The sequence below is a fragment of the Ruegeria sp. CE8 genome, from assembly GCF_056537465.1.
Genome location: NZ_JBQFRP010000007.1, coordinates 93,765 through 106,433, shown reverse-complemented (window position 1 = coordinate 106,433; position 12,669 = coordinate 93,765). Strand labels below are relative to the sequence as shown.

Genomic DNA, 12,669 nt, shown 5'->3' with positions numbered 1-12,669 from the left:
AATGGAACTAACCGTCGGGCCCGCTCAATTCTTTTGGTCCGCTGAAACCTGGAGCGATTTTTACACCGAACTGGCACAAGCGCCCGTGGATCGCGTCGTGGTAGGTGAACTCGTGTGTTCCAAACGATTGCCGTTTTATCAGGACCGAATTCCCGAAGCGCTTTCCAGACTTGCAGATGCCGGGAAGGACGTTGCCCTCACGAGCCTTGCTCTGGTGACGCTGAAACGCGAACGCAAGCTGACTGCGGAATTGATCGAGATGGGTGTCACTGTCGAAATCAACGACCTGACGGCGCTGGCGTATCTACCTAAGAACACCCAGTTTTCCGTTGGACCGCTTGTCAACGTCTACAACGAAGGCACGCTGCGATGGCTGGCCTCTTGCGGCGCGCGGCGCGTTTGTCTGCCGCCAGAACTGCCCATCAGTTCGGTCGAAGCTCTGGCGAAAGTTGCTGGCGATTTGGATCTGGCAGTAGAGGCCTGGGGCCATGGGCGGCTACCCTTGGCGATTTCCGGGCGCTGTTATCACGCTCGGCTGCATGGTCGAACCAAGGACAACTGCCAGTTTGCATGCGAAGATGACCCGGATGGGTTGGACGTGCAAACCCGAGATGGAAGGCCCTTTTTGGCAATGAACGGGGTGCAGACGCTGTCTGATACATACGCATGTACTGATCATCAGATCGAAAAACTGCAAGCTGCCGGGGTCAGGGCCTTACGCCTTTCCCCGCAATCGCGCGGGTTCACGCGGCTTTGTGGGCTGTATCGCCAGCGGATCGATCAGAACCTCACACCGGGAGAGTTGGCACGTGAACTGCAATCCGTCGACGCAAACATCCGCCTGAGTGATGGGTTTTTGACAGGAGCCTGTGGCGCTGCCTGGACCGGTGCCGACGGTCAACGCTCGTAAAACCTGTGACGTCGGCGGCAAACGATGCGTTGTCGCCACGTTGCGGTCATGGGGCTCGACCAGGGGTTAACTGAATCGGGAAGCGGCAAGACTTCCACTGCTTTGGACATAGTTTTTTGGCGCAATTAATCAATAATGCTCCGGGGCACGATAGGTAGGTTGAGAAACCACTGCAGCAGGGTCGCAAAGACGAAAACCTGCGCAGTTGTGTTGATGGCTTCCGGGATTGTCCTTGCCGGCAATGCCGCAACGCTACGTAGGTTCATGGTCTTGCAGAATCGTTTCCAGATCAGTTCGTTGATCGGTTTGCGCTTTTCAGAGAGTAACCAAAATCGTCTTGAACCGCTCCAAAATCCCAACCACCACTTCTGATCACGGGTGAACGGTCCAGACCATCCTGTTCAACGCCTGGTAGATGTATGCCCCAACAAACAAAAAAGGAAAAAATGCACGGGTTTTCAGCGAGGAAAATTGAGAACGCGCGACCGATGTTAGTGAAAGTGGCGCAGCGGTTGATAGAGGCGAACGGATACCCCATTACTGGGTCTATTTGTGAGATTTAATGACGTACGCCAAGTTGCCTGCCTTGTTAAAAACTGCTCTATTTTTCGGGGCGCTTGGATTTATCTGTGTCAAACGACAAAGTATGTGGCGCACAGCTTATGAACATAACACTGATTATAATGCTTAGAGGGCTGAGGGCTAAAATCTGGGGCAAACCAGCCCCCAAATCAGAGAATTTCTATTGCCTGACGCCCTATTTGTAGAGCTTGGAACCGGTTGAAAACCCCCGCACCCGCATCCAGGAGGATGGTCAGTCGGAAACGGAGATTGGGCGGGACAGGAAACCGGAAAGACGATTTGGTTGCCGCTTTCCGATTAAGAGGCCTTCGCACGGCGGCGATGGATCAGTCGCTTGATTTCCCCCGGCCTTCGCCATCCGGGCCACCGCAGCTGCCGGCCTCTGCAACTCACCTGCCGGCTATGTGTTCTCGGTAAATCGGTGATGCCGAAACCGCTGGTCCATCACCATTGCTTCTTTTCCGCCCAGTGTGGAACCCATTTCGGCAGGGGACGAAAACTCACTCTGAGAGGTTTCGGTTAAGCCGACGTTTGCCCGGAGCGCGGCGGAATCTGACCCTGAGGCCGCAACTGCCTTCTCTTCTTCTTCCGTACGAGGCTCAAATCCGATCTTTGGACGGGCGGGTAATCCGGCGACCTTTACGTCCGCGTTGCTGAGACCGGTCTTGGGATAGGGAAAGAGACGCAGCTCTTGATCACCGCGCGTCAAAAGGACGGCGTGTCGGGATCGAGCGTTTTCTCGTGCGTTCGCATCCCCCAGCGGACAATCCGCCGGGCCAAAGATCGCTTCATCAGGATCTTCGGCACGTTGCGCCCAAGGCCGGCGGATCAGCCTCATCCGCGCGTGACCCCCCGCCACACAAATTGCCCTGTTTCATCTTCGGCCTGCCGAACAGATTCGCGGATTGCTTCGGCCAGCTCCGGATCGCTGAGATCCACTTCGACATAATCCGAAAGCTTCTGAATTTGGCCGCCGAGGTTTTCTACTTCTATGCCGCGCAACTTGGGCAGCAGGCGCATCTCGACCTGATCGGCCAACGCCGGTTTAAGGTTCCTGCGACCGTTTTCCTCGGGGTAGTTGGCGGTACAGCGTCGATGTCAGACACTGCTTCGGAATTGTCAGGAAGGACTGCCGTGGTATACTGTTCCGTTGGCTACGGGTTTCTAAAATCAGCGCAAGATCATTCGTTCACAAATGTTCTGAAAATTGGCCGCTTTCGCACGCTCGAGCCCCTTGCGCCTACAAGACGCTCGAGATGGTCAGAAAGTACCGTAGCCGAGCCAACCAAAAACGGCTTTCGCAGCGCGCTTAACCGCGCCGACTCTGAATGCGGAATAGAACAAAACCGTAACTGGAAACTGGGAAACAATGTGGGAAACTGAAATTCCGCCCGTTATTCAACAACAGAGGTGACCAGGATTTTTCTTTGGGAAAACAGCGTGGTGCGGGTGGAGGGACTTGAACCCCCACGCCTTGCGGCGCCAGAACCTAAATCTGGTGCGTCTACCAATTTCGCCACACCCGCAACCCTGACACGACGTGCCAGAATGAGGGGGTGAATAGCAAAGCTTTCAGCAGAGTGCGAGAGGGAAAATTACACCGCGTGCAAGATTATTGACAGCGAACACGCAACAATCGCAAAAGCGCTTTGCAGAACGTTTGCGACGTTTAGGTGACTTGGTGGTCGACCGAGGGTCACCTCGTGCCTGCGCTGCCAGATGACGCTACTGAAAAGCGTCGTGAGTTTCAGGTATTTTCAAAAAAATAAATAACAAATAATCTTACCGAACCAGTCGCTGCAATTGTTTACAAATTGGAGACACTAGGTGCGAATTATCTACAAACTTAAACGCGCTTACGTTGAGTGACCTTTTGATCGAAACGTGAGTGTGTGCGAGCTACAAGATCGACCGTTCGGCTGGAGGCTTCTTGGCTTTCGTTTGCTCCAAGGCAAACCTAGCGGAGCGGAGAGCTTAAAATGTCCACAAATAATAATATACATCAATAATTTACAGTAATACCGCGCGCTTCTTTTCACGCACTACGGTTTAAGACTCCTGTTGTGAACCAATCCTGGCGACAAACTGACCCGACACTCACTTTAGTGCGTGATACGCCCTAAGGTTGCGGGTGAAGCCTACGTCGCCAACACAATTGCGCCACAATTCAAACGCCAAAAAATCTTATTCGCGTCAAAATAAGACCGCCTTGAAAGTAATTGATGGGCGCTGGGAGTTAATGAGTCTTTTTTGCCCACGGGCGCCGTACGAGTTTTTCGCTCAACTCCAGTACAAGGGTCTGAACCGTGACCAAAATGATGAACTCCGCTGCTGCCGAGCAAGAAGCCGTTGGTCTTGCGCGCGAAAGTTTTCTTGGTGAACTCAAAGCCCTGAACCGGGAATATCCAAACACTGGTTTCGGCATTTCGCTTCGCACGCACTCGGGGCGGCAATACCTGCTTGCCAATTCTCGTATGCCGCTGCCTGAGAGCAAATCCGAGGGTTTTCCGACCGGTCGCCGCGTCGCGCGCCTCGAGAACAGTGAACGTTTCAGCTCGATTGAGGTGCTGGCAGATTGCCGCGCATATGAATCGATCTCGCCAGGGGCTGAGGCTGCCATTCTGGGTAATGCGCTGAACCTGATCGCCCGCATCGACACTTTGACGAGCACGCCAGCACATCAGTTGGCTGCGACAGGAACCGGAGGCTGAACATGGCGCGCAACGACCACCTTTTGTCAGTCGGAAATGAAGCGCTGACGCCCATGACATCGGCCATGAGCTCGCTGACGGCACAGATCGACCAATTGACAGAGGTGGCGGATGCGCGATCGTCCGCACGGCTTGCCACGCTCAAGACACGGATGGAGAATTTCACGGCCAGTGTCACAATGGTCGGACAGGTCAAGGCGGGCAAGTCCTCGATCGTGAACATCCTTGCCGGGCGCCCTGCCCTATTGCCGTCGGACGTGAACCCGTGGACCTCGGTGGTGACCACGCTGAACATCAACACCCGCACAGAAGGGGACAAAAAGGCCAAATTCACATTCTTCGAACAGGAGGAGTGGGACAACCTGATGGTCGGCGGCGGTCGCCTCGGCGAACTGGCCAACCGGGCCGGTGCCGATGACGAGATGGACGATATTCGCCGCCAGATCGGCGAGATGAAGGCGAAGTCCGAAGCGCGGTTGGGCCAGCATTTCGACCTGATCCTGGGGCAGAGCCATCAGTACGACTATTTCGACGAAGAACTGATACAGCGCTATGTGTGCCTGGGTGACGAAGACGACCCGGACATCAACCCAAAAACCGGACGGTTTGCGGATGTGACGAAGTCGGCGGAACTGTTCATGGACATTCCGCAATATCCCATCTCGCTGAAACTTTGCGACACACCCGGTGTAAACGATACATTCATGGTGCGCGAGCAGATCACTTTGCGCAGCCTGCGCGGGTCCGAAGTTTGCGTCGTTGTTCTGGCTGCTAGCCAGGCTCTGACGACCATGGACATGGCGCTGATGCGGATCATTGCGCAGTTCGAAAATCGCCAGATCATCCTGTTTGTAAATCGGATTGACGAACTGGCCGACCCAGTTAATCAGGTGCCGGAAATCCGTGATCGGATTCAGGACACACTGAAGCAAAACAATATCGACGCGAACACAAGCGTCGTTTTCGGCAGTGCGCTTTGGGCCGAGGCCGCATTGACGGGAAATCCCGAGATTCTGTCTGATGAATCACGCGAGGCATTGAACACGTTTTATCTGGCTGCCGGGTTCGGCGATCAGGCCCCCTCGCTCGACAAGATCTGGGCGCTGTCTGGGCTGCCAGATCTGTTGTTAGCAATGAACGAACGCATCGCTGAGGGCGCAGGCAACCGCCTTCTGGATCGCGTGCGCCACCGTGCCCGCAACATCGCCAGCCAGATTCGCGCGACTGCAGTTGCCAAGAATCTTTCGGGCGGCGAAGGTTTGGTCCGTGATCTGGACGGCGTGTCGCCCGAGGAAGCGGTTGCTACGATCGCAGATCAGTACGAAAAGAAAGCGGCTGAACTGACCGCTTCCCTGCGTACCAAAGTCTTGGAAAGGCTGAATTCAGCTGAATCCAACTTTGTCAAACGCGCGACGGATTCGCTGATTGCGCATCTGGAGTTGAACGGTGAACAAGGCACCTGGCAGTATGACCCTGCAGGGCTGCGGACGCTGCAAAAAGCGGCGTACTTCAGCTTTGCGAGGTCGATGCGCAAAGACGCTGGCGCGCTATACAGTGCAGCGGCGACGGACATTGAGGCCCTGTACCAGAAGATTTTGGGTAACCATCTGGGTGAATTCAGCATCGAAGCGCCGATTGTTCCGCGTGTCCCGCCACCGCTGGGCATTGGACGAACCATCGCGCTGGACTTACAAAGCACCTGGTGGCGTCGTTGGTGGCAACGTCGTAAAGGATTCGAAGCCTACGCGGCGGATTACACACGCCTGATCGCGTCAGAGGCGAACTCGATCACCAAAGATATCGAGGAAAATCAGGTTGCCGCAGTGTTGGAAAACGTGCGCGCCGTCCTTTCGGATTTCATGCGCGAGCAGAAGGAGACGTTGCTGAACATTTCGGCCACGGCCGAGAATGACCCCAATCGCAACGCAGCGCTGATGGCAGGACTGACGCCACAGAAATCGCGAGACGATATTCTAGGCGACATCCTGAAAGATCTTAGTAACGAGGCAGCATAAGTAGCGATATGGCAAAAGACTCACAAACCCGTTTCGTCTCGCCCAAGGCATGGGAACGCATCGAGCAGTGGTCCCGCCGCAAGCCCGTCTTTGCACTCATGGGAGAATTCAGCGCAGGCAAATCTACGCTGATGAATTTTTTGCTTCGGTCGCATACCTTGCCGACTCAGGTAACGGCTACGCAGTTGCCGCCGGTCTGGTTCAGCTGGGGCAAACAATCCGCATACGTTCAGCGCCACGATGGCTCACGCGAAGACATCGAGCTGGATAATTTGGAATCCGTCGGTGTCAACGACGCGCAATTCGTTCGCATTTTCCTCGAATCTGACATTCTAGAGGCGGTTGATCTGATCGACACGCCCGGTATCTCGGACCCCAAGATTTCAACAGACGTCTGGCGCCGCGCCGTTGGTCAGGCCAACGGGGTGCTGTGGTGCACGCACGCAACGCAAGCCTGGCGCGAGACTGAGCGGGCGACTTGGGTGGCTTTGCCGGAACGGTTGCAGCACAACTCGTTGCTGCTGGTTACCCGTGCCGATACGTTGGGTTCCAAGGACCGCCAGAAAGTGCTGCGCCGCGTGAATCGAGAGGCTGGACACCTGTTCAACCGGTCGATTTTGTTCTCGGCTCGCGACGCGATCACGGCACGTGACAAGAGCGGCGATGCCGAGCTGTGGGGTCGCAGCGGTGGCGGCAAGATGGTGGACAGCTTTCTTGAAATCACCGAACAGATCATGGACAACCGCGCGGACATGCTGGCGCGATATCAGATCGACAACAGCCTTGCCGAAACCCCGAGGGTACAGCCGTTCCGGCCGAGTAAACGTGCCGAAAGCGCGGATCAGACGACACCTCTGAAGTTGGTAAATCCCGTTCTGAGTCAGACGGACCAGGATGAGAAAGACGACGTTGTCACCAGCTTTCCGGTACGTCCTGCCCGTGTCGAGCTTCGCGCAGACGATACCGAACGCGCGCCCCGCATCAACGCTGATGAGGCGGAGCGGATGCGGGCCGAAATGGCGGCGATACCGGATGAGGTCACACCGTCGGTGGACACAGAAGAAGATGAACTTCGGTCTTTCTTCCGCGAAACGCCCAGCCAACCGCTGAACCTGAGCGACATAACGGATGTGCCTTCCACCGAAAACGCGTTTCTGGAACTGGATGAGGACGAACTGGAAGAGGACGAGGCCATCGACCTTGAGGTTGAGGCGGAAGGCGAGCAACCTGCAGCCGACCCGGATAGCCAAGACCATTTTATGTCCTCACTTGGGGACAAGTTGGCGGACACGCCTGAACAGGTTGAAGCCAACGAACCCGCCGTAGAAACGCAAAGCGCAGATGTATCCGTTTCGTCGATTGCCGCTTTGCTGTCCGAGCAATCCGGCGCTTCGGATGATGAGTTTGAACCGGAGCCTGAAACGAGCGGCCTGATCGAAACACAGGTCGTTCCGATGCCAAATGGTGCAGTTCAGGAAACCGAGACCGAAACGCTTGAGGACCTGCTGAATGTCGAAGCTGGTTCGTCGCTTAGTGCATCAGCGATGTGGCGCGAAATCACGGTGGGCGAAGACCTTCCTGAAGACCCTGAAGGGCTGAAAAAGGTTTTCAATGCATTCCTTGAGGAGTTCGACAAAATCGCGGCGGAACATAGTGCCCGCCGGGCAAAAGAAGACGTTCCATCGATCCCGAAAACCGGCAATAAGAGCGGGGCTGAATGGCATGTCTTGTAACGTGATTCCAAGGTGGAAAAGACGGGGCACCGGATGTCTATCGAAAACGCACTGAAAACCGCCATGGAAACGATACCCGACTGCGTTGCGGCCGGGTACGTCGATATGGAAACGGGGATGTTGCTTGGGGCCAGCGTCAACGACCAGGCAGATGCCGAGGCGTTGGACACGCTGGCGATTGCGGTCGCGAACCTGTTTCAGGGCCGTGGCGTGAGTGCGTTTGAAGCATTGCTGCGGCAATCAGAGGGCGCGGCTTCAGAAAACCCGGGATTTGGGGAAATCGCGGTGTTTTCGAAGGATAGGCTGAACATTTTCTTGCGGACGCAGGCTTATCCAGACCATGTGGTCTGCTACATCTGCCGCAATAGCGCAAACGTTGGGTTGGCGCTGACGAAATCACATCTCAGCCTGGGGCCGGTTGCGGCCGCAGTTTAGACGGGACCAGAGGGGGTCACGGCATGATGGATACAGACATACTCGACCTGCTCGAGGATATTGGCCGCTCATCGGTAGCGCGGCTGGACCCGGCTGTCATTCTTCCGGGTGATAGTGCTGTCGAGCGTCGCGAAAAGGTGCTGCAAACCATCCGTGGCACTGTCTTACCGCGCCGGCTGGAATTCACGGCCAGCAATGGAGATTGTCTGGCGATTGAAGTCAACAGCTCTCGGGTTACTGACGTATTTCGCGTTCGGTTCGGCGTTGCGCCGGATTTTGAAACCGAACAACGCGAGGCGCTGGCTGGCCAACTGGCCCAACTGGTTTCTGATATCGCCGCAGCGCCAGCGCCGTTGAACTTGGTTTCTTTGCGACCGGATACCATGCTTGAGGCGGATGACGTCGGCATAACATTCAGTGAAATCGCAAATGCCTGCACGTCTATAGAACTTCCTTCAGACCCCATTATGTCCGTGGTGCCAAACGATCCAGAGACCGACGCACCTGATGAACAAGCAGATGAACCGGCTGGTCTGGCCAGCAGATTCTATGGCGACGCGGAACGATTTGCTCTGGGTCGCATTCAAGCCAATGCTCAAGACGGCGCGACAATTCAGTCTGGCGGCGATTGCGCCCAGGATCAGCCGCTGCATGCCGATCAGAGCTTGCTGGGCAAATTCGCCCGCGATCTTGCTGGATGGGATAGTGATGCGGCCGCAGAGCTGGGTCACCCGCAGTTGATTGTGATGCGCCCTTCTGGTGGCAAAGGCCCAGGACTGGCCGTATTGAACGACGGCGACCAACTTTCCATGGTTGTTCACGACGCACGTAAACTTGGCGCCATCGTGAACGTGTGGACATCTCTGACGGGGCGTGCCGAATGATTGCGCCCTTAACATTCAATTTTTCGACTAATTCAATCCGTGATTATCAGTTTCCAGGGTAACAGTATGAGTGAAAACAACCGTCGCGAGTTAATCCGTATTGCCGAAGACATGAACGGGGTCAGTAATGACGAAACCCGTCAGTTCATTTCGCGCATCGTAAATGATCTTTCGAATCTGAAGCCATCAATCGCATTTGTTGGGCAGATCAAGGCTGGAAAATCACGCCTTATCAACGGCTTTACCGGACAGGCCGAATACTTGCCGTCGGATGTGAACCCCTGGACGACAGTGATAACCGATATGCATTTCGGGCATCCATCAGGCCGCACCGAAGGGGCCGAGTTTCATTTCTTCGACAACCGCCAATGGCAGGCGCTGATCGCCGAGGGCGAAGAGCTGCGCAACATGTTTCCGGATGACGAGGACAGCTATAAACGCGAGATGATCGAAGAGCAGGTCGAGGCGATGAAGACCCGCGCCCAACTGCGTCTTGGCGACAGCTATGAACAGTTGCTGGGCCAGCATCACGATCTGGAACACCTGACCTCGGACGATCTGGCCCGCTATGTCTGCGCAGGTGATGATCCCACCGATGGAGAGGAACACGATCCGGGTTCGGACCGCGGTCTGTACAGCGATATTACCCGGAAGGCCGAGGTCTATTTCGACATCGGCCACTTCCCCTTCCCTTTGACCGTAACCGATACACCGGGCGTTAATGACCCGCTATTGATCCGCGAGGAAATCTCGCGTCAGTACCTCAAGGAATCGGATTTCTTTGTGGTTGTTCTGTCTGCGCACCAGGCGCTTTCGCGGGCCGACCTCAAATTGTTCCGCCTGATGCAGGCGTTGGAATTGGGTCAGATCGTGGTTTTCATAAACCGCGTGGATGAGTTGGGGGGCGGCGCAGAGGACGCTGGCAAAGTCCGGGCGGACGTGTTGGATGGTCTGGAGAAAGCTCTTGGCAATTCCGACATCGATGTTCTGATGGGCAGCGCCCAGTGGGCCCATTATGCGCTGACCGGCGACGAAACGGGTGTTAATCACGATCACGTCCTGGCCTGGCTGCGCGCGCATCCCGAGCAGATGAAGCAGTATCTGGACGGTGTCGAAGAGATCAAACAAGGCCCCGGCCCGATCAGCCGCGAAGGTGTACTGCGCTTTGCCGCAATGATTGCCTCGGGTCTGCCGGATCTGCGCCGCCATGTCACAAATGCGTTGACCCAGGGACCTCGGGATGAACAACTCAAGATGGCATGGCAGCATCTAAACAGTTTTGCCCAAGGTGAACTGGAACGGTCCAAAGCGCATCTGCGTGCGATCGACGATGACGGTACTGCCGACGTGACCGACGGGGACGATAACGACAAGACGCTGGCTGAACTGCGCGCGCTGGTCTCGCAGAAAACGTCAGAGATCATCGACGACATGGATGACGTTCTCGCCAACTTGCGCGGCGTTATGGATGACACCGTGGCCGAGGCGGTTTCAGGCGTCGTTCGCGGACCGAACGGCGACTCGCCCTTGCTGGCCAAAGGGGGCGAAACCGAACTGAACTTTTCGCCCTTGCGGGATCGTATGCGCGAATTGGTTCAGGGTGCCACGCAGGTTGTTCGGCAACGCATGCTCAGCGAGCTTTATGCTATAGATATGAACAGCAATGCGGCTTTGCGCGCCCTGCCCGGCTGGCAAGATCCCACGGACAACCGGATGAACACCAGCGCGGTTCGCTGGTTCCGCCCGGATACCACCGCACTGACCCGGGGCATAACCGTCGAGTTGCGCGTAAGCTGGCTGTCGCGATTGATCTCGCGCAAAAGCGTGGTCTCTAGGGCCGAACGGATGATCGTACAGGAATTCGAGATGATTGGCGACGATCTGGTCGATACGGCCAGGGCTGATCTGCTGGAACGCCTGAACACCGTGCTTGACCATTACCTGGCATTGTTGGCCGGACATCTTGAACAACGGGTCGGAACCGGCCAAACCAATGTACGCGCAGAAGCGCAGGCGGCATTCGATCAAGCGCAACGGGTTGCAGATGATCTGGATGCAGTGTTCGGCACCGATAGTGCCGACAAGAAATTAGCAGAGGCTGCGGAATGATTGAATTTCCCGGAACCGAACAGGAAGTACGCAAGCTCGAGCGCTTCCTGACCGCTACCGAAACCCTGCCGTCAGATTCGGCCTTGGACAAGATGCGCGAGCGCGCTCTGGCCCATGCCGAACGGCTTTCGAATGCGGTCAATATCGGTTTCGCCGGAGAATTCGGCGCCGGGAAATCCAGCCTTGCCAACATGCTGGCCGGGGCCGACATTCTGCCAACCGGCCCTCAGCACCTGAAACTGCCTTTGGTCATTGTGGCTTATGCCGATGCCCCCGAAACCACTGTTGGGTGGTGGGACAAGGAACCCAAAGTCTATTCCGGAATCGCATTGGAGAAAGCTGCGGCCGACAACCCGGATTTCATCTCGGTTGGGCTGAACACACCCGCGCTGCAGGAAATTTCTCTGTTCGATCTGCCGGGCACGGGTGCGCTTGATGACACCTACAAACCAACGTTGGACCTGCTGTCCTATGTCGATTGTGCGATTTGGTGCACGAACGGAACCAACGCCTGGCGCGAGACCGAGCGCCACCTGTGGGCACAGGTTCCGCAAGAGCTGCGCTCAAACAGTTTGCTTGCTGTTACCCACACAGACCTTCCCCCGGTGCGCGACGCTTTGGATCGCGTTTTGGCCCGTCTGGAGAAGGAAAAGGGCGACATGTTCCGGTCCGTCGTGCCCATCGGCACCCCAGTCGCTGTCCGCGCTATGGCGCAAGAACCTGAGCCAGATTTTGATCTTTGGGAAACCTGCGGCGGCCAGAATCTGGCTGAGCAGGTTCTGGAAATAGCGTCAGCGCGGCGTTTGAAAGACCTGGAAGCCGCACAGAAGGATCTCGAGCAGGATTTTCTGCCCTATCTGGAAAGTCTGGACATCGGAAAAGCGGAACCCTCGAAAACTGAAGCGCCCTCGATCCACGCGACGCTGGAATCCGCCCTTCCCCCGCTTGAGAACCCGATCCTCGAGGACTGGCTGGCGGCGATTGCAAGCATCTACGATGATCTCCGCGAGACGTCCAACATCGAACCAGCCGCTTTCCTGAACAGCTGTCAGGAAATTGTTGAAGATTTCGCCGAACGTTTGGAGCAGGGCGGCGAAATCGCCCCAGAGGCAGACTGGATTCCCGGTGAGTTCGAAAAGGCCACCGACCTGCTGTTGTTGCTGCAATTCGAAAGCGGTGATGCCCCACTAAAGGATGCGATCAGCATCCTCGCGCAGCTCAGCGACAATCTCGCCTGGGCCGGCAGCCGGGTGGATTCAGTGCAGCCGAAAACCGGAACCTGACCCCTTC

10 protein-coding genes and 1 tRNA gene are annotated in these 12,669 nt (G+C 56.2%); 8 read left to right on the top strand and 3 right to left on the bottom strand.

All coding sequences use genetic code 11. The features are described 5' to 3' along the window. Position 1 precedes the first annotated feature (1 nt). Complete coding sequence (ubiV, locus tag ACR0AA_RS13230; protein WP_480664531.1) at positions 2-910, top strand: ubiquinone anaerobic biosynthesis protein UbiV; 909 nt, start codon at positions 2-4, stop codon at positions 908-910. Positions 911-1,892: 982 nt separating this feature from the next. Here the strand turns inward: ubiV and ACR0AA_RS13225 are convergent. From ACR0AA_RS13225 to ACR0AA_RS13215, 3 genes are all read right to left on the bottom strand, one after another. Next, positions 1,893-2,330, bottom strand: a complete 438-nt coding sequence (locus ACR0AA_RS13225; protein ID WP_480664530.1) for a hypothetical protein — start codon at positions 2,328-2,330, stop codon at positions 1,893-1,895. Beyond that, on the bottom strand, positions 2,327-2,530 hold the full coding sequence (locus tag ACR0AA_RS13220) for a hypothetical protein (RefSeq protein WP_480756205.1): 204 nt from the start codon (positions 2,528-2,530) through the stop codon (positions 2,327-2,329). The genes ACR0AA_RS13225 and ACR0AA_RS13220 overlap by 4 nt, the downstream gene beginning before the upstream one ends. A gap of 403 nt (positions 2,531-2,933) precedes the next feature. Beyond that, positions 2,934-3,018: transfer RNA gene (locus tag ACR0AA_RS13215), tRNA-Leu, on the bottom strand. A 789-nt stretch (positions 3,019-3,807) separates the two neighbouring features. Between ACR0AA_RS13215 and ACR0AA_RS13210 the strand changes: the two genes are divergently transcribed. The 7 genes from ACR0AA_RS13210 (at position 3,808) to ACR0AA_RS13180 (ending at position 12,662) form a co-directional block, all read left to right on the top strand. Further along, on the top strand, positions 3,808-4,203 hold the full coding sequence (locus tag ACR0AA_RS13210) for a hypothetical protein (protein ID WP_480664663.1): 396 nt from the start codon (positions 3,808-3,810) through the stop codon (positions 4,201-4,203). A 2-nt stretch (positions 4,204-4,205) separates the two neighbouring features. Next, positions 4,206-6,218 carry a dynamin family protein gene (locus tag ACR0AA_RS13205; protein WP_480664526.1) on the top strand — a complete coding sequence of 671 codons (2,013 nt, stop codon included), beginning with the start codon at positions 4,206-4,208 and terminating at the stop codon, positions 6,216-6,218. Between the two features lie 8 nt (positions 6,219-6,226). Continuing rightward, positions 6,227-7,951 (top strand): dynamin family protein, encoded by a 1,725-nt coding sequence (locus ACR0AA_RS13200; protein ID WP_480756204.1) that lies wholly within the window; start codon positions 6,227-6,229, stop codon positions 7,949-7,951. A gap of 33 nt (positions 7,952-7,984) precedes the next feature. After that, positions 7,985-8,386, top strand: coding sequence for a hypothetical protein (locus ACR0AA_RS13195; RefSeq protein WP_480664522.1), 402 nt, complete (start codon positions 7,985-7,987; stop codon positions 8,384-8,386). 23 nt (positions 8,387-8,409) lie between these two features. Continuing rightward, positions 8,410-9,270 carry a hypothetical protein gene (locus tag ACR0AA_RS13190; protein WP_480664520.1) on the top strand — a complete coding sequence of 287 codons (861 nt, stop codon included), beginning with the start codon at positions 8,410-8,412 and terminating at the stop codon, positions 9,268-9,270. 66 nt (positions 9,271-9,336) lie between these two features. Further along, positions 9,337-11,379, top strand: coding sequence for a dynamin family protein (locus ACR0AA_RS13185; protein WP_480664518.1), 2,043 nt, complete (start codon positions 9,337-9,339; stop codon positions 11,377-11,379). After that, entirely contained in the window at positions 11,376-12,662 is a 1,287-nt protein-coding gene (locus ACR0AA_RS13180; protein ID WP_480756203.1) for a dynamin family protein, read from the top strand. The genes ACR0AA_RS13185 and ACR0AA_RS13180 overlap by 4 nt, the downstream gene beginning before the upstream one ends. The last annotated feature ends 7 nt before the right edge of the window (positions 12,663-12,669 follow it).